General features: G+C 58.0%; 11 protein-coding genes and 2 pseudogenes. 9 read left to right on the plus strand and 4 right to left on the minus strand.

The features are described 5' to 3' along the window. Positions 1–23: 23 nt before the first annotated feature. The 7 genes from HHL24_RS30230 (at position 24) to HHL24_RS30260 (ending at position 10912) form a co-directional block, all read left to right on the plus strand. Complete coding sequence (locus HHL24_RS30230; RefSeq protein WP_169489003.1) at positions 24–2285, plus strand: polysaccharide biosynthesis tyrosine autokinase; 2262 nt, start codon at positions 24–26, stop codon at positions 2283–2285. Between the two features lie 206 nt (positions 2286–2491). Next, positions 2492–3550, plus strand: a complete 1059-nt coding sequence (locus tag HHL24_RS30235) for a glycosyltransferase family 2 protein (RefSeq protein ID WP_169489004.1) — start codon at positions 2492–2494, stop codon at positions 3548–3550. A 61-nt stretch (positions 3551–3611) separates the two neighbouring features. Further along, complete coding sequence (locus HHL24_RS30240; protein ID WP_329606768.1) at positions 3612–4931, plus strand: O-antigen polymerase; 1320 nt, start codon at positions 3612–3614, stop codon at positions 4929–4931. 80 nt (positions 4932–5011) lie between these two features. Then, positions 5012–6307 (plus strand): right-handed parallel beta-helix repeat-containing protein, encoded by a 1296-nt coding sequence (locus tag HHL24_RS30245; protein WP_169489005.1) that lies wholly within the window; start codon positions 5012–5014, stop codon positions 6305–6307. Positions 6308–6817: 510 nt separating this feature from the next. Continuing rightward, positions 6818–7552 (plus strand): Crp/Fnr family transcriptional regulator, encoded by a 735-nt coding sequence (locus HHL24_RS30250; protein ID WP_169489044.1) that lies wholly within the window; start codon positions 6818–6820, stop codon positions 7550–7552. A 1534-nt stretch (positions 7553–9086) separates the two neighbouring features. Further along, positions 9087–9593 carry a hypothetical protein gene (locus HHL24_RS30255; RefSeq protein WP_169489006.1) on the plus strand — a complete coding sequence of 169 codons (507 nt, stop codon included), beginning with the start codon at positions 9087–9089 and terminating at the stop codon, positions 9591–9593. Then, positions 9590–10912 (plus strand): lipopolysaccharide biosynthesis protein, encoded by a 1323-nt coding sequence (locus tag HHL24_RS30260; protein ID WP_169489007.1) that lies wholly within the window; start codon positions 9590–9592, stop codon positions 10910–10912. Before HHL24_RS30255 ends, HHL24_RS30260 begins: the two co-directional genes overlap by 4 nt. 55 nt (positions 10913–10967) lie before the next feature. On the opposite strand, the pseudogene HHL24_RS30265 reads toward HHL24_RS30260, so the two are convergent. The 4 genes and pseudogenes from HHL24_RS30265 to HHL24_RS30280 all read right to left on the minus strand — a co-directional run. Then, positions 10968–11153, minus strand: a pseudogene (locus HHL24_RS30265) (IS3 family transposase); the annotation flags it as partial. Between the two features lie 109 nt (positions 11154–11262). Next, on the minus strand, positions 11263–12975 hold the full coding sequence (locus HHL24_RS30270) for a serine aminopeptidase domain-containing protein (RefSeq protein ID WP_329606770.1): 1713 nt from the start codon (positions 12973–12975) through the stop codon (positions 11263–11265). 89 nt (positions 12976–13064) lie between these two features. Beyond that, positions 13065–13352, minus strand: a complete 288-nt coding sequence (locus tag HHL24_RS30275) for an acyl carrier protein (protein ID WP_169489009.1) — start codon at positions 13350–13352, stop codon at positions 13065–13067. 91 nt (positions 13353–13443) lie between these two features. Beyond that, a complete protein-coding gene (locus HHL24_RS30280; protein ID WP_169489010.1) occupies positions 13444–15030 on the minus strand; it encodes an amino acid adenylation domain-containing protein in 1587 nt (528 codons plus the stop codon). 750 nt (positions 15031–15780) lie between these two features. Here HHL24_RS30280 and HHL24_RS45335 point away from each other — a divergent pair. Both HHL24_RS45335 and HHL24_RS30290 read left to right on the plus strand, forming a co-directional pair. Beyond that, positions 15781–16002, plus strand: a pseudogene (locus HHL24_RS45335) (IS256 family transposase); the annotation flags it as partial. A gap of 670 nt (positions 16003–16672) precedes the next feature. Beyond that, positions 16673–17908, plus strand: a complete 1236-nt coding sequence (locus HHL24_RS30290) for a glycosyltransferase family 4 protein (protein ID WP_169489012.1) — start codon at positions 16673–16675, stop codon at positions 17906–17908. Positions 17909–18948: the final 1040 nt, after the last annotated feature.

Below are 18948 nucleotides of genomic sequence, written 5' to 3' on the forward strand. Positions count from 1 at the left end.
AGAGGGTTGAGGAGTCTATGACAGTGAATCACGCAAATTGGTCAACATCGGGCTTCGAGCCGGCGCTTCAGCAACCTGCGTCGGCAGGCCACTATCTAAGCGCCCTCTATCACGGGCGTTGGCTCATCATCGGGTCGACACTTCTGTTTCTGCTAGCAGGCATTGCCTACGCGACGTTCAAGCAGCCCGTGTATCGCTCCGATATCCTGGTTCAGGTCGAGCAGAGTCCGGACACACCAAAGAGTGCGCTAGGCGATGTGTCGTCGATGTTCGACTTGAAGACCGATGTGTCATCCGAGATCGAGGTACTGAAGTCGCGGATGGTCACATCGCAAGCGGTCAACAACCTTAAGCTCTATATCGAGGCTAAACCGCGGTATATCCCAGTCGTCGGCTGGTGGCTCTCTGCGCGTTCGGACAACTTGTCGACTCCGCTGGTCGGCGGCTACGTGAGCGGCACGGAAAATATCGACGTCGCAACTTTCAACGTCCCGGAGCGGCTGTACGGCAAGACCCTTAGGCTGACGCTGGAACCAGGCGGAGGCTACACGCTTGCGGGCGGGGGATTCCTGTTTGGGGACAAGTTTCAGCTTCAGGGCCATGTCGGCCAGATGCTTCACGAGCAGACGCCTTATGGCCTGATCGAGCTGCTGGTGCAGCGCGTGGACGGGAGGCCGGGTGCAACCTTCAATTTAAGTCGCTATTCGGAAGCCGGTACGATCGAGTCGTTGCAGAACGCCGTCGCGGTTCTGGAGAGAGGCAAACAGTCCAATATCATCGGCGCGACGCTCGATGGCACAGATCCGAAGGAGGACAGCCGGATCCTGAATGAAATCGGTCGCGCATATATCGAACAGAACGTGCAGCGTAAATCTGCCGAGGCGGACAAGTCGATCCGCTTTCTGGACGCGCAACTGCCGGTGCTGAAGGCGCAACTGGAAGCGGCCGAAACCCGACTCAACGCGTTCCGCGCCGAGCACGGCACGATTGATACGAGTCAGTACGGCGCGGCCCTGCTGCAACAATCGGTAGCGGATCAGGTGAAGGTGTTCGACCTGAAGCAGCGCCGCAACGAATTAATGTCGCGCTTCACTGAGGAGTATCCCGAGGTGCAGGCAATCGACCGCCAGTTGCATGACGCGCAGGCGGCGCTAGCAGCGGTGCTGGGGGCCACCCAGGCATTGCCGACACTCGAACAGAGCGTTGTGCAACTACAGCGTGACGTGCAGGTCAACGCCGACTTGTACAGGATTCAGCTCGGTACCCGTCAGCAACTCACGCTCGTGGGCGCGGGTAAGGTGAGTAGCGTTCGGCTGATCGACACCGCGATGCCAACAGAGCAGCCGATTCAGCCGCGCATCGGCGTCGTGATTGGCGGCTCGATACTCTCGGGTTTGCTGGTCGGCGCGGGTCTTGTGTTCTTCCGGCGGCGCGTGCACGGCCTGGTGGAGGACCCGCAGGAAATTGAAGCGTCGATCGGGCTGCCCGTGTACGCGACGGTGCCGCCGCACGGCCGTCTGCCCGATTACACGCGTCGCGACGCGCTGGCGAAGCCGACGGAACCTCTCATGCTCACCCATGGCTCCAGTAATGGTGCCGCCATCGAAAGCCTGCGCAGCTTCTACGCGATACTGCAGTTCAGGCTCCCGGAGGCGCGTAACCGAGTTGTGCTGATCACCGGTCCGACGGCGGGCATCGGCAAGTCGTTCGTCTCTGCGAATCTTGCAACGCTGGCCGGTGCGTCGAATAAACGCGTGCTGCTGATCGACGCCGATCTGCGTAAGGGCGTTTTGCATCAGTACTTGAAGGTCGAACGCGGTCAAGGGCTGTCAGAAGTTGTGGCGGGCACCCGCCGCCTCGAGGCGGTATTACACCGCAACGTGTCGCCGGGGCTCGACTTTCTGTCCACGGGAGAAGTGCTGTCCGGTCCGAGTGAGATGCTGTTGCGCCCCGAATTGGCGAACCTGATCGAGGAGGTCAGCTCTCAATACGACATGGTGGTGATCGATGGCCCCCCGCTGCTGATGGTCCCCGATGCGATCATGCTGGGGCAGGCCGCCGGCGCGGTCTTCATGGTGGCTCGCCATGGCGTGACCACTTTGCCCGATATGCGTGAGAGCGCTCGCAGATTGGCGCAGGCAGGTGTGCCGATCCGCGGCGTGGTGCTCAACGACTTCAACGCATTGCCGGGCAAATATGGTTACGCCGGTTACGCCGGTTACGCGGATAGCACGCTGGGTGATTACAGACGCGGTGGCTTTACAGAACAGCCTGCGGAACAATGATCTCGCAGTGAGCTATCTATGCGTGGCAGCAGCACGACACAGCCGCTCAAACTCACCGACGGGCGCAAGCATGCAGTGGTAAGGATCACCTTACCGCTGCATGCTTGCAGACAGCGAGGCATGTCGGGCGGGCCTGCAGATTGACTACTTGTTGTGACAGCGCTTCGCGTGAAGCGTCTATCGGACGATAGTTCCATGAGGAAACCATGTCGAATATGACAGTGGTGATTTGTAATTACAACTACGGCGAGTATCTACGCGGTGCGATCGATTCCGCGCTGAAGCAGACCGCCGGCGCGACGCAGGTACTCGTCATCGACGACGGGTCGACGGACGATTCACGCGACATCATCCATTCATACGGCGAGCGCATCACCGCGATCTTCCAGGAAAACGGCGGCCAGGTGGCAGCCTACAATCGCGCGCTGGAGCATATCGATAGCACTTACGTGATTTTTCTCGACGCTGACGACCTACTGTATGCGGACGCGGTGAGTCGCGTCATCGCAGCATTTTCATCCGGTGACTACGTCAAGGTGCAATTCACGCTGGATGTCGTGACCCACGAAGGCGCCAAAACGGGCGTCACTGTACCGCAATCCATGGCGGTCGCCGACTGCGGCAAGCTGCTGCGCGCGGGTTGGCTCTATCCGTCGCCACCTGGTTCAGGCAACGCTTACCGGGTTGCGGCGCTGAAGCGGATATTCCCCATTCCCGTCACAACCGACAATCTCTATGGCGCAGATTTCTATGCGATCTACGGTATTGCACTGTTGGGCGACGTATACATGCTCGATCTACCGCTAGGCGGATATCGGGTTCACCGGTCTGCAGCAAGCGTCGCGAGCGGGGCCAACGGTTCTGCGGCGGCGCTCGCATTTGCCAATTCGGAAGGTCCGCTGGCTTCAGCAAAAAAGGCTGAATCTCGCTGGTCGACGCTGCGCGTCGTCGTGCAACGGAGGCTCGGTGAAACGCTGCCCGTGGCTTTTTTTGACTTCTCAACTGAAAAGGCACACTTTGCCAGCCGGCTGTATCAAGCACCGCTCGCGCGCCGATGGCGCTGGTTCATGCTCGAATCGGGGAGCTATTTCCATACAGTGCTTGCCAATCCGTTCTGGAGCATCCGCAAGAAATTTGCTGTGTCCTGTTTGACGGTACTTTGTCTGAGTCCGTTGGCATCGGTCAGCGATCGCGCGGTGCGCTACATCGCCAATCCCCTGTCAAGAGCGGGCCGTGTCGGTAAATTACGGTCGGATGCCAGTTGAGCCGAATTGCGGCGAGTGGTGCGGTTTGCCGCGTTGGGCAGCCAGTCTCAGGAGAAACGTGATGCAACACAAGATTGGCGAGCCGGCGGAACGGTCCCGCTGGACTGGCCCGGCGCAAGAGTATGTCGGCATATCGATGCGCGGACAACGTGCATTCAATGGTTACTGGTGGGAGGACCCGACGCGCGTGATGCTGTTCTTCATCTTACCGCTTTACGCGCTGATTTCGACGGAGTTGTTGGGCGATCCGAAAGCAATCGGACAAGTGTATTTCGACAGCTTCTATGCGTTTGCCGGCGCACTGTTCCTCATTGTCGTAATGGCGGTGTCCTACTTCGGCCGAACATTGACCCCAACGGTAACTCAGGTGCCGGTCGAGATATCGCGATGGGTGCTCGATGCACTCTTTGTGCTCTCATTGATCGGCTATCTGACCATGATGAGTGGCGTGATCGCCCACCCGGCGCTCATCCTGTCGTTCTTCGACGGCAACGCGAACGCATACGACCTGCTTGAAGTGAAAGGTCGGATTGCTGGGATCAGCACACTGACGCAGGTGGCCGTCGCTTACGTGCCGTTGTACTTCTATGTGTTCCGGCAACCGGAGCGGGGCATCACACGGTACAAAATCTACCTGCTTGTCCTCCTCGGGTTGGCGCTGCTAAGAAGCTTTATTTTTGCAGAGCGCCTTGCGCTGATCGAGGTCGTGATTCCGCTCGTGTTAATGTTTTTGAAATTCCGGCGTTCGCATCGACCTTCCAGGATTCTGATGCTCGGGCCCTATGCCGCCATCGTTCCGCTGGTCGGGTTCTTCATCGCTAATGAATACAACCGCTCGTGGGCGAGCTACTACATCAACGTCTACAACAACATCTTCGAGTTCGCGATCGACCGGCTTGGGCTGTACTACTCGACTGCGCTCAACAATGGCGCTGGGATTCTAAAGATTCTCGGTTGGGGTGTAGGCGAACCCGTGTTTACCTTCGATTGGTTGTTCAGGTTTCCCGTTCTCGGCGATTTCCTTTTGGCACGGCCCGATTTCAACGCGGACTACCTTGTCTTTCTGAGCAACAACGCCGACCCGGAATTCAACAATCCGTCGGGTATCTTCGTGCACTTCTACGAATGGGGCTGGTTTGGACTGTTCGTCGCCGCTTTCATCGGTTGGGTGTTCAGCAGAAGTTACTCAGGATGGCGCAACGGTAATGGGTTCTGGTGTTGCGCGCATCCCGTGTTGATGGTGTCGTTATTCGAGATTCTGCGTGTTCCCATTCTGTTCAGCGGAAGAAACTTTGTATCGATCGCGATGCTGCTCATCGTGTTCTGTTTCTGTAGAACGAGGCCTGTCAGGCAGACTCGCACGGTAGCGTCACAATGCTGATACGCATAGGGGCGCATTATGCTCAGTCGATTCATTGCCGTTTCGTCTGAAAGACGGAGTGTTCGCCAAAGAAAGGCCGCATGATCAAGAAAATCGAAGTCGTGCTGTCGGCCGTTGCGATCGCGTCGTGTTGTGCGACGCTCGCTTACGCGCAACCGGACATTGCGGCGACGTCGTCGACGCTGACCGCAAAAAAAAGACTGAGCGTGACGGGCTACGCGAAATTGCCCGCGACCGCGGCGGTCGCCGACGCGACGATCCATCCGTCCGGTGATGGCAGCGATCAAACCCGTATCATTCAGGCCGCGCTCGACGCGCTGCGTATCGGCCAACGGCTGGTGATCGCGCCGGGCACTTACGTCGTGAGCCATTCGCTGGTTGTCAAGGTGCAGAGCGTGGTGGTGTCTGGATATGGCGCCACGCTGGTCGCGACCAACCCTGGCGATCAATCACTCGTCGTCAACGGGACGAACGCGACGGTCGCTGGTCTGACACTGCGCGGCACGGGCGGTAAGAGGCTCGAAACCGAAAGTTCCACGAAAGTCGTGGTGCGCGGCACAGGCATCCAGATTCTCGATACCAGGATCGAGGGCGGCGCGAGCGCGGGTATTTTCGTGTCAGGCGCGACTAACGTCGTGCTCGCGGGAAATAGGGTTAGCGCGACGCTCGCCGACGGGATACACATCACCGGCGGATCGCAGAATGTTCTAGTGTCGGGCAATATTGTGATCGGCACCGGCGATGACATGATCGCGATTGTCAGCTACGAGCAGGACGGCGCCTTGAGCAGGAACATACTCGTCGCCGACAACACGGTGTCGGGCAATTACTGGGGCAGGGGTCTGTCGGTGGTCGGCGGGGCCAATGTGACGCTGTCGGGCAACACAGTGCAGGGCGTGCAGAAAGCGGCCGGCATCCTGGTCGCGCAGGAAGATGGTTACCGGACCTATAACGCGACGAATGTTGTCATCAGCAATAACGCCGTGTCGGACATCGAGAATTCGACGAACCCCGCCAACAACCGGCCAGCAGCGCGGCACGCGGGGATCGACATCAACACCGGCGCCGGCTCAGTTTCGCTGGTGTTGGTAAGTGGGAATAAAGTATCGCGGACGAACTACGATGGCTTTCGCGCGCTTGGCAACGTCTGTCAATACCACGTTGCTAACAGCGCGTTCGCTTCGATAAGAGGCTTGCCGATTTCGGTGCAGAGTAGAAATTGTGCGTCGAGCCAGATCGTCTGCGGCGCCAACACACTTAACGGCAAAGTATTCGCGCAACCGGTGTGCGCCTCCGTGACTGGCGAGCCCCCTATTACCGGCGTCGATGCGTCGCGCCTTCCGCGCATTAACACGAGTGCTCGAGCGGCACGATAAATGCATTGAACCTCGGACGAGTTGCGCCGCGCGGCACACGAGCCTAAATGCGCTATAGAACCGGGCCGCCGGCCCACCGACTCGAGTCGGTGAGCGCAATGTATTGCGCCCGCGGAAGTTCGTCCCATAGATATCCTTAATACACTGGACATATCGCTATCTCAAACTGAGCTTGGTTGACATCTCAGGTAGCGTCGGCTGCTACTCGATCTGCAACAAAGTGAGGCGCGCGTCCAGAGTTGGAACGAACGTTCAACGCAAATAAGTCCTCTCAATTCCGCCGATCGTGCGGGCTATCCCGCCAGCTTTATTGGTGCGCCCCTCTTCGCCCGTTATGCTGCACTGCGACAGCGAAGGCGACGCGGGAACAATGCGAAGCTTTGATCGTCTCCATTACCGCTTCTGTTTGCTGACCGCGCGAGTGAGGGCAATGCATCGTCATTGGCTTCTCGATTCGGGCGGAGGCCTGCCTTACCCGGCGGGCCCTGCGATACTTACGTGAGGGACATGATGACGACATTCCAGTCATACCACCGTGGTAACCGTCTGCTCGAGGCGCTCCCAACGCATGAATGGGAAGTGCTGACTCCTCATCTTGAACTCGTCGAATTAAGTCCGGGGCAACTGCTGTCGCAATCCGGCGAACTCATACGAACCGTCTATTTTCCCGCCACCGCGATCGTTTCTCTGCTGCAGACCATGGAAAACGGCAGTTCGGTGGAAATCGCCGCGATCGGCAGGGATGGCACGACAGGCGTGCCGATCCTGACGGGCGGAGACACCATGCCAGCCAGCGTTCAGGCTCAATGCCGGGGTTTTGCTTATCGAATAAGCGCAAAAGCACTGCGCGAAGCGTTGCGCAATTGCGCTTCTCTACGTTCGCTGATGCTGTTGTACATGCATGCTCTCCTCACCCAGGTCGCACAGACGGCGGCGTGCAACAGGCTGCATCGACTGGACGAGCAATTGTGCCGGTGGTTGCTGGTCGACATCGATCGTTCGGGCACAAGTGATTTGCAAGTCACGCAGCAACTGATTGCAGATATGCTCGGCGTGCGTCGCGAAGGCGTGACCGAGGCGTCTGGCAAGCTTTGCGAAGCCGACCTCATCCATCACAGTCGTGGCCATGTCCGGATCCTCGATCGAACCGGACTCGAGGCGCGGGCATGCGAATGCTACGAGATTGTCAAACGCGAATTCGACCGGCTATTGCCACGCATCACGGCGATGGAAGTCACGCGCTGAGGATTGGCCTATCCGCGTCCGAATGGACACCTGGGCGGGCACCAATGCGTTTGTGTGTTTGCGTACATTGCCCGACGGTCCACGAAGATAAACTGCGACGAGCACCCGATATCGTTATATCGGGAAAGCTGCAATTGACTACCCGCGGCGCATGGCGCAAAAGAAGGAGCGTCTGCAAAGGCTCATCGGCCTCCGGTCCTTGCGCTGGCCGCGCGATCTGATCGGAAGCCGCCGTTAGTCGTCGGCTTTGTTGTCAAACTGCCATTCCGCGGCGGCCTGCAGTTCTTTTGCCTCGCGTCGCACTACATCCGCGCTTATGCCAATTTTGCCACGCTCGTATGCGCGGCTGGCTTCACGCGGTGACTTCCAACTGGCGCAATCATCCGCGTCCCGGCTGGAGTCCGTTGTCGCATCCGACGATGCCATGCCCTACACGTACTGCTTCAGACGTGCCCGTTTTTCGACTCGGTCGCACTTCTAGTAAAATATGATGTTTGGCGCGACAACCGCAGCGTCATGCGATCGCTCCTGCCTGTATGTCCTTTGCGTTCGGCACGTTGCGCTACCGGCTGCGTGCGGTGGTTGGCCGTAAATCGCGAAGGAGGTAAATCCTTATAAATTCAATCTCGCCCCAATGAAAGGACCAGGCAAATGTTGAGCGTTTTGACACATTCCTTATGCTTCATATTTGGTGTGCTCATTGGCGTTTTCGTATGCGCATTATGTGTCGCACGTTCCAGAACGCCGCGAGACGATAGATAATTCTTTCTTCGGGACGCGCAAAGAGGCGGCGTCCGAGAGCGTGCAAAAGTTGGGGATGTCGATTTCGTCAGGCCGTGCTGGCTTGCGGCAGGGTTGCGCGGTCTGTTATGTCCGTTGGTCGGTGCCGGCCTGGGGATGCTGCCACGCTGCATTTGCCGTGACGCGAGGCGGCTATCTCGAGCACCGAGATGCGGCGGGGCGAGAATTCCCCGTTCAAAACCGCGACCCTAATCTGCGCCAGGCAGCGCGCCCCTTCGTCAGTCCAGCGCATCTGTCGCTTCTTGGCCAGGCGGTGGCTGACGACCTGATTCACCGCGGACTCGGCGATGCTGCTGGAGAGCGTGCGCTCGCGCACAGTATGGCTGAATGCGGCCCGCTATCTTCGTGGAAACGCATGAAGTGCTGGCGAGTAGGTTGCGGTATACGGTAACGCCGTTCAATTTCCTCGCTGTAGGCATGTTGAGCATGTTCTCGCCCGGTTCAATGGCCTGATCTAAGGCGTCGCAATCGCTCGTAGTGCTGAGATAATTGATTCAATGCGTTTCGCGGGGGCACTTGTGTAATCGGCAGACGAAACACCGTTCCAATTTCGGGAATACGTCGATGGACTACTTGCCTTCCCATTCGATTGCAGTCCAATCGGACAGTGAACGTCCCTATCTATTTGCCCGCGAAATGCCGAACCTGATGCGCGATTACTAGGCGGAGATTGCTGCTGTCACCGTGTTAGTGGTTGCGCTCGCAAGTGCCTACGTGGTTTTTTGCAACGCAAATGTATACGACCGACGCGCTCGTCCGTGTGGATCCGCCCGACCTCAATGAACTTGGGGTTTCGTCGCTGGATCGGCAAAGCCTGCCGCCGCCCCCATCCTTGTCCAATGAGATAGCAGTGATGCAAAGCCGTTCGGTTGCGGAGCCGGTCATTCAGCGCTTCGATTACGACATATCGACTACTCCCAGATCGCTTCCGATTCTGGGTGCAATCGTGAAAGAATTTGCTGTGCCCGGGGTACTTGCCGAACCTTGGCTGCGGCTGGGTTCGATTGCGTGGGGCGGCGAGGAACTCAAAGGCGAAATACATCCGTTAAGACGCGATCCGCAAGGCGGACGTAGGCCGCTCTTCGATCAGATTTGCTTTATACAATCAGTGCCTCTCCCCCTCCTCGCCCCGCTCGAACTACGCGGTTCGCCATATCTCGAACCCGCTTGCTCGTCGTCGCGGCAGCGCTTGCTACGGCATGCCTGGACACTCGAAGAGGCTTTAGAGAAACCGCTATGAAAAGGACGGAGAATACTCGAGTACTGGTATTCGTGTACGCCGGATACATCATGAGGTACATCTACCTCATTGTTGTGATTCCCTTCTACGGGCGCGTACTTGGTTTAACCGAATACGGTCGTGTGCTGGCGGCGATGTCACTGATGAACGTGATATGGATGCTCGTGAGCTACGGCTTTACTGTTGTCGGCATGCGTGACGTGTCCAAGGCGCATGTGCGCAGCGAATACAACGCGATTTTTTCCTTGCATGTGAGCGCCCGCGTGCTGATGGGGTTGCTCGGCGGGATAGTGGGTATAGTCGCCACGTTCTGCTCGCCGGTTCTTTCAGAACGTCCGACTATTGGTATCCTCGCGACGGTACTGGGCATCGTGTCCGGGTTTAATCTCGGCTGGCTTTTCCAGGGGCGCCATCGGTTCCGCACTCCGATCATACTTGAGGTCGTCGGATTCGCGATGAGTCTCGTTTTAGTGTTGTCGATCGTCCGCAGTCCGGTGGATTCGTCATGGGTATTGGGGAGTCTGCTGATCGCGGGCGTGACCACTTCGATGATTGCGTATGGTCTGACGATCTTCGACATCGGACTACCGCGAATCCGCCTGACCGGCGTCAGTCACCTGATCCGTAGCTCCACCATGCTGTTCTGTTACTCCACGGGATCAGTCATTCTGATGTCGTTTTCCACCTATCTTCTTACGCTTCTGTCGACGCCGACGCAAGTCGGCTACTTCGGCGCTGCAGAGCGCTTTGCCACCATTGGACTGAGCCTCATGGGGCCGGCAGCGCAGGTTTTCGTTCCGACCATCTCGCGGCAGCTGGCGCAAGGCGACTATGACGGCGCGCGGTCAACGACTCGTCGGGGTGGTGCATTGTTGATCGGCTACGGACTGCTCGCACTGTGTGGCGCGCTCGTGCTATCGCCATTGCTGTTGCCACTGATTCTCGGTGAGGCGTTCGCGCCGAGCGCTCCGGTGTTGCAGTGCTTTGCGTGGATGTTTCCCTTTGCCGCGTTCAATCAGTTCATCAGCTTTTACGTGTTCGTTCCGCTAGAAAAGGACCGCTCGCTCGCTCTGGCCGGGGTGACGTCCGGGCTCGCCAATCTCGCCGCGGCGCTCTATCTTGGACCTCGGCATGGTGCGATGGGCATGGCGTTGGCGCGGGTGATCAGTGAGGCGACGCTCTCCATGATGCTGCTCGGCCTTGCAGCCCGCTTTGGCTTGCTGACAGGCTTCGGGCGGGAGTCTGCCCGCGCGTTTGCGAAGTTGTGTTTTGCGTGCGGTGTCGGCGTGGGGGCCAGGAATACCGATGATGAAAGTTGAGGAAAACGAAAAACGTGCGGTCTGAACTGACCCCGCAAAGTTGGACAGTTTTCGGCTAGGGCCGAGAGGGCTGAGTCCTGTACATCACAGGACTCAGCCCGTTTAGTTTCAGCTTGATGCGTTTGTGGTCGTAGTAGTGAATGTATTGTCTGATACCAGCCTTTAGCTCGTCGATGCTCTCGAACCTGTTCAAGTGGAGGAACTCTGACTTGAGTGTGCCGAAGAAGCTTTCCATCGCCGCCATGGCGCCGCCGCTCCGTTGGGTTCGACTCCTCACAAGACCGGGCCGCGCAGCGGCCGCAACTTAGGCCCGCCGTGATGACGTTCCTGACGCTTCACCACCGTTGCGGCTAACTCGCGCGCAAAACGGCAGTGCACAACTCGTCAACGCCCTCAGTATCGAGAATTCTCTCGCGGAGAAATTGCTCGAAGTGACTCATCACGGCCTCACGCGCCGAGCGCGAGAAGAGCGCGTGATCCACCCGCTCCAGCACCTTCGCCGTCACGTTCGTCAGCTCCCCGAGTTCGCTGCCGTTGGGTCCGAAATGAATCGCCAGTTCATCGAGTCCTGCGTCGAGCGAGCCGTATACCAGCGACGTCTGCACGTCTTTGTGCTCGAGGCCCTTCACGAGCCGGCGGATGGCGCCGGTCGAGGTCGTGAAGCCGATGCAGCGTTCGAACGGGCCGCTTGTGCGTGCAATGACGCGCGCACACCAGCGGCGCCCGAGCTCGAGAAAGATCGTCATCCCGTTCGCCTGGCCCGTCAGCAGTCCGCACCACTTGCGCAGGTCGCGGATTGAGCGCCAGTAAACGAGGCTGGATTCGACGGGGCGGGCTCCCGCCCGCATTTGCGCGCGGCGCCACACGAAGAACGGCAAATTGACCGACATGCAGCCCACTACGCCGGGATGCGCCAAGGCCGTATGAATGCTGACGAATGCACCCGAGCAGACGCCGAACATGACGACTTTCGGGTAGCCGGCCGCCAATAGCCAGTCGACGCCGACCTTCGCGTCTGTGACGCCATGACGGGCGTACACGGCGCCGAGCGTCGGCGAATCGTCGCGGTGCCGGCTATCGCCGAGGCCGCCCAGGTCCATACGTAACGAGGCGATACCCTGCGCGGCGAGCCGGCGCGCCATCAGTACGGCCACACGTCCTTCGCCGATGCGATGGACACCGCCCGTGTTGACGAACAACACAGCAGGGGCGCCCTGCAGTGCGCGGCGCGGCCGGCAGAACACGCCGACGTAGCGTCCGCCGCCGAACACCACAGGCGTCTCATAGCCTGCCGCGAAATCGATTCTGGCGTCGGCGGCGGGAGCGAGCACGTCGAGCGCCGGCTGGGCTTGCATGCCGGCAGGCAAGCCCAGCCACGTGAGCACGCTGTTAAATGCATTCCTGGGAGGTACGCTATACCAGGGATCGACCAGAAACTTGTCATATTCGGGAAAGATCTGCACGTCCGCCTGGACACCCAGACCACGGTAACACTCGAGCAGCCGGTTTATGTGTGGGTTGTCGAAGGTATCGTGGAGCAGCACACGCCGCGCGACATGCCGGGTGTGTTTCTCAAGGTCGACAGCCGCCAGCTGTTCGAGCGTATCCGGATATAGCTGAAAGCCATAAGCGCCAACAGCGCGCCCGTCGTCATTCGCTTGTGCAACCTGGAGGCCGTTGGCCGTGCTGAGCCAGCTCTTATGCTGTATGCCCAGTTCCCGTATATAACGCTTGCCGGATATTACGGGCGCCACCATAACGAGGCTATCGACACCGCCCATTTCTTCCGCTGCGATGGCCGCTAGCGTCGCCCCAAGGCGCAGACCGCAAAAGATGAGGCGTTCGACGCCGGTAGTGGCCCGCAGATACGCTGCCGCTGCCTTGATGCTGTCGATCCATGCGCGAAAGAGCTGAGGGTCTTCCTCATTGCCTTTCGAATCGCCAGTTCCGGGATAGTCGAAGCGCAGCGCAGGAATGCCAGCGCCCGCCGCCAGTGCTTCCGCAAGCTCGCTCCAGCCACGGTAAACACACAGCGCCTCGTAGCCGAAAGGACTGCACAACACTGCGCCTATTGTGGCCTGAGAGCTTGCCGGCCGGTGAAGCCAACCCAGGCAGCCGTCGAACGTTACCGGCGTCGTTGTTGTATTGCTTGTCATGGTTTGTCGGCGCACGGGCGCGTGGTTGCCTCCGCGCCCCCAACTTCTCCGGCGCGAACTTGCCCGATCGTGTTTACGAGGGAATCGATACTCCGAAAGAAGTCGGGGGTAATCAACTCACCCGGGATCTCTATGTCGAACTCCTCTTCGATAGCCATCATTACGCGGACCGAGCCAAGCGATGACAAGCCGGCAGCGTAGAGATCGTCGCTATCGCTGAGGGTTTCGATTGGAACGTCCAGGCATGCCGTTTCCGAGAGAATGCGGCGCAAGTCGGCTTTCATCTTTTTTCCCAAAAATTCGAACGTTCTTCATAGAATCGATGTGCTAAGGCTATGTGCTGCAATTTCGCCTCGAAGCTTCGGTCGCTAAACGTTAGCCGACAGTCTGGTCGCGCATGTACTGTGCCGCGAGAACCTTCCTGTCGATTTTGCCGTTCACGTTAAGGGGTAACGTGTCGACGACAACAATCCGTTCAGGTACGGCATAGACCGGCAAGTGCTGCCGGCACGCCTGCAGAATCCGCACGATATCGACTTGAGGATTCGTCACGAAGGCGGTGAGGCCGATAGCACTGCCGACTTCGCTGAGCGGCCATGGTATTACCGCGCATAGCGCAGCATGGCTGCACGCCTGGACGACATGTTCGACTTCCTCCAGTTCGACGCGGTTACCGCGAATCTTGACCTGCGTATCGAGTCGTCCCTGGAACACGATTCCGTGCCGCAGCGATTCGCGCGCGGCGTCAGCGCTTCGATACCAACGCTGTCCACGCCGGCCCGGAAAGGTCTTCGCAACAAACCGACCGTTGCCGGCTTCGCCGGGTAGCAGATAGCCAGCTGCAAGCTGCGGGCCACCGATCAGTAACTCGCCCGTCTGCCCGACGGCGACCGGTTCGAGTTCGGCATCCACTATCACCAGCTCCATGCCCGGGACCGCCCAGCCGAGCGGTACGGACACTTGCCGCGGATCGTCGAGAAACTCGGCGGTGACCTCGAAGGAAGTGCAGGATACGGTCGCTTCAGTCGGCCCGTAAATGTTCCTCAGCCGGCTGTTCGGTGCAGCCTGCATCCATGCCAGTGCCAGCGAGCGAGACAAGGGCTCGCCGCCGAACACCGAGAGGCGAAGACTCGGAAATTCACCGGGCCTCAATTTGCGCAGTTGACGCATGAAGCCGGCCACGGAAGGCACGCTATTCCAATGTGTAATCTCGTGAGTCTTGATGAAGCCTGCGTTATAGACAGGATCGACGGTTTCAGGAACGTACAGGCAGCCACCGTTCGCCCAGCACACAAACATGTCGTGCACGGACGGATCGAAGCTCAACTCGCAGAACTGCACGTAGCGCGCTTCGGGCCATTTCTCGTTTTCATCTTCCAGTTGCAATTGGCCTTGCACATACGCATCGGCGTTCGCGTGTGAGATCGGTACACCCTTGGGAACCCCCGTGGAGCCGGAAGTAAAGAGGATATAGGCCAGACTCTGCGGCATGCCCTCATGTTGCACATACGACGTGTCCGGCAGCCGCGATAGCCCATCGGCAATGGGCGGCAGGTGCGGATCGTCCGCGTTCTGGTCGAGCAGGAAAATCTGCGGGAACTCATCGAGCAAAGACAGCACTTCATCGAGCGCGGCAACGCAGCGGCGATCGACAAGCATCAACGACGCACCGGATTGCTCGATGATTGCCGCGATCCGCGTAGCCGGCCACTTTGGAATAAGCGGCACGTATGCCATACCGGCGTCTAGAATGCCCAACAAGCCGACGTAGGCGTCAATGCTGCGATAAGCGAACAGCAAACAGCGGTTCGCGCCCCCGGTCGGTGCAGCCGCCCTCAGTCCTGCTGACACGCGACGGGCCTGTGATTCAATTTCGCCGTATTCGTAAAGGCGCTCGTCGACCCATAGCGCCGGACTCTCGGGCTGGCTAGCAGCGGTATCAAAGAAAAAGGTATGCAACATTTTTTGAACGCCTCGAACTATCAATGATTCCGTTGGGTAACCTTCCGAATCTTCGGCTTCCAGACGATGTCAATGCTGGGCAGTCTTGAAGCAGCAAGTTAGCCCTGGCCTTCCAGCTTTTTCGAACCTTATATACAGACGATTGGCGCGTGCTCGCGTAACGCGAATCGGCTACCGCGCACTCTCGGCGGTGGACTTGCCCAGCGTTGCCTTTGGCGTTAGAGAACTGTTACATATACCGAACGGCCGGCTAATGGTGTTCAGTGTTTGCGCGATGCCCAGCAATGCTGGGTTTTGCTCGAAGCTTAAATTTCAAAGATGCCGCCCTCTGTGCGATACCGCCCACAGACTTCGATTTAGGATAATACGAAACACGGAGAGTGTGGAAAACCTGGGAGGGCTCCCACGTTTGGCACATTTTCCCGAAAACCGAGGAAATTCTTGTTTTTACACGACCTCGGTCATATACGACCATTGGCGCGCTCTTTCACCCGGACATTCGAACGTTCGGCTCCGCACAGACACCGAACGTTCCTGCACGGATTATGTCAGTTGGATCATCGACCATTGCAGACTGTCGACGCTCGACGCCGCCGATTGTTATGACCTTCTGCCGTGACGTGTAAATGCCTCAAAGCTATCGTCGGATCTGATGTACGGGGTCGACGCGGGGCGTTCAGAAGGCAGTGGCAGTTAGCCGAGAATGTTGCTTGTCGAGCGTAACAGCCCGCTAACGGGAATTTGCCACCGATGAGTGAGTTGACGGAGGAAGCGAACAACGGTACAGCGGCAACGTTGGGCAGCCTGGATGAGCTGATCCAGCGCGGTCCCCGTCAGATCATCCAGCAAGCGGTCGAGGCCGAATTGACGACACTGCTCGAACAGTACCAGAACGCGAAGACAGCCGGCGACAAACGCGCGGTGATACGCAACGGCTATCTGCCCGAGCACGAGGTCGTCGCGGCTATCGGGAATCCAAGGATTCCTGAGTTGACATATTGCTGGAGCTGGCTGGTTTCGCTCAGGGAAATAAGGAAATATGAAGTTGATGTCTTAATCGATACTTCACAATGGCTGAGGATTTCGGCCATATTGGCGGCTTTTAAGAGGGCGAAATTTACAATTGACTTTAAGACCCGACGTCAATTCCGCCATTATGTTTACGATATCAGCATTGAACATTGCGACGGCCTTCATGAGCTGGGTAATTTCAGAAAACAAGTTCAGAAAACAATTTCAGAAAACTATTGCACCCTCCAGGAATTGAGCCGACGAAATATCCGTTTCGGTGGGGCCCTGTCAACAAAGAGCTTGGGGGCGTTGCGGTGTCCAAGCGAGAAGGTGGAATGTTTCCAAACCTCGGGTTCGAATATCTCAGAAATGCAAAGTACGTGATGGGAAAAATAAGTGTCGCTTCTGTCGCCGACGTTTTGAGTGAAGTTTATTCGATCAATCTAGGCTGCCATGACAAGAAACCCGCAGTGAAGCTTTCGCCGCCTGATTTCGACTGCGCTCAATTAATCGTCGTGGGCGACGTCATGCTCGATTGGTACTGGCACGGACCGACCTCCCGGATCTCGCCAGAGGCGCTGGCAGCCCCTTCTCAATGCTCACATCGACTAGCATGCTGGAGCGATATCTGATGAAACAGTTAGCAGAGTGGTCCAACGTGCGTCGGGAAGAAGCCCCTGTTCAGGCTGCATTTCCAGCCGACGCTAGCTCGGCGCAATCCTCTCAGTGGCAGGGGCCCTCTGCTGGGTTTGCAATCAATGGCAAGTTTGCGTCTCAACGCATAACAGGGGTGCAACGTGTTGGTTATGAACTCGCGATGGCGTTCCAGCGCCTATTTCCAGAGGATGCCGAACTGCCTTTGTTGATTCCTGACAACGCACGGACTGACGTTGTCTTGCCGAAGGCAAAAACGGTCGGCCGGTGGTTGAAGGGTTCTCTGTGGGAGCAACTGGCATTGCCATTCGCAGCTGGTGGCCGAACGCTTCTCAGCCTTTGCAATATGGGTCCGTTATTCTTTCGTCGGCAGATCGTGATGATGCATGACGTTGCGATCTACGATCTGCCGGAAAATTACTCGTGGAAGTACAGGCTTTGGTATCGCGTCGCGTTTTCGCTCCTGAAGCGCAGCGCCAGACACATCGTGACGGTGTCGGAATTCTCAAAGACACGAATCATCGAGCGCCTTGGCATCGACGCGTCACGCATTTCGGTGGTCTGGAATGGTGTGGATCACTTTGAAAAGATCGCACCGGACACGGCGATTCTGTCACGGTTGAATCTGCAAAACGATCGCTACGTACTCGCTGTCGGAAGTCTCTCGATAGGAAAAAACCTTCCACGCATACTTGCCGCAATGGAGCGCCTGAGTGATCGCCACGACTGGAAGTTTGTTGTCGTTGGTGGATGCGATTTGCGGGTGTTCAATCCACGGGCGAAGGCGAGTTACGACTTGTCGAAAAACATCATCGCCGCGGGATTCGTATCGGATAGTGAATTGAGAGCGCTGTATGAAAATGCAGCCTGTTTTGTGTTTCCCTCGTTATATGAGGGCTTCGGATTGCCGCCGCTTGAAGCGATGTCTTGTGGGTGTCCCGTCATCGTGTCACGTGAAGCTGCGCTTCCGGAGGTATGCGGCAATGCGGCGATGTACTGTGACGCGCATTCGGTCGACGACATCGTCGACAAGGTGAGGCAAATGATGGAGGACGCCGCGGTGCGCGAAACCTGGCGCGAACGCGGAAGGGAGCATGCTCGTGGCTTCCGATGGGAGCGGTCTGCGCGTCAATTGCTCGATGTTCTGGAGCGTGAGCTCGCGGGCGGAGTGACACGCTCGGTTCGGACGCGATCCGCACCATCGCGCGTTTAGCGCGGACCGCAGCACGGCGCATACGATCCAGCGTGCGTACGTTCGGCGCCTAGCGCTGGCAGCGCTGCTTCCCGTCGACTCCTGCACTGCCCTGGACCTGAGTTGTGGCAAAGGCCGTCCGCTCAGAAGTGGTATCTCCCGGTTCCCACGCAAGGCGCTTGCGTGCATGCCAGGTTCTACGACCACGCCGGTTCGGCAGGCACATGAGCCGCGAGTGACTCATGGCGCAGGTGCGTCCATGAGCGGCTAAAGTGGGTCCAGAGACCCGCTTACAAGGCCCTTCGGGACAGGAAAATCGGACCGTTCGCCTCTCTAATTTCGTACTCCGAAGTTCATCGGCAGGCCGTCGGCTAAAACGGTGGCTTCTCCAGGGTAGCCTCAATCTAATCAACTCCCTGTCCAGCTGGATTGACGAATTGCAAGTTAAAGAGTGGCTCGGACTCTCGCAATCCGTCTTCCGCGAAGCTCATGGAGGTCGTCTTTTCGAGCTGGAACTCATTCGCTCCGATGGGATGTCCGCTCGACGGCGGAGCGTAGTGCATTGATTCCGCTTTCATCGAGCAAGGCCTTGAACGTGACCATGGTTTGCTGGACCACGCTCACTTCGAACGCGACTTCGGCCAGATTTTCCCTTCAGCAGCATCCGTCCTGCGCGCAATCGCCTCCTTGTCTTCTGGACCAACCGCCTCTTGAGCGTGCCCCATACCTTCAGACAGTTCGTTGAAGATATCGCGCGCAGAGCTCCAATGAGTTGTCCTGTTTTACGGAAATATCAATCCTGTTGCGGACGCCCAGGGTACGACGCCAATCGCATCGACGCGTCGAACGATGCGTGCCGCGTCGAACGTATTTTTCAGTAAGCATGACAAACTATACGAGCGGGTTAACCATGACGCCGAGCACGACGCCCATGCGGGTAAATACGGGCTAAAAATGCCGCGACACAATGTACAAATTCCATTGATAAGACAATTTGAAACAGTCGTTTCTACGCGCTGGAGCCCTTCCCTAGATATCTTCTGTCACTAATTGACCAAGCC

This window comes from Paraburkholderia polaris (assembly GCF_012927345.1).
GTDB classification, from domain to species: domain Bacteria; phylum Pseudomonadota; class Gammaproteobacteria; order Burkholderiales; family Burkholderiaceae; genus Paraburkholderia; species Paraburkholderia polaris.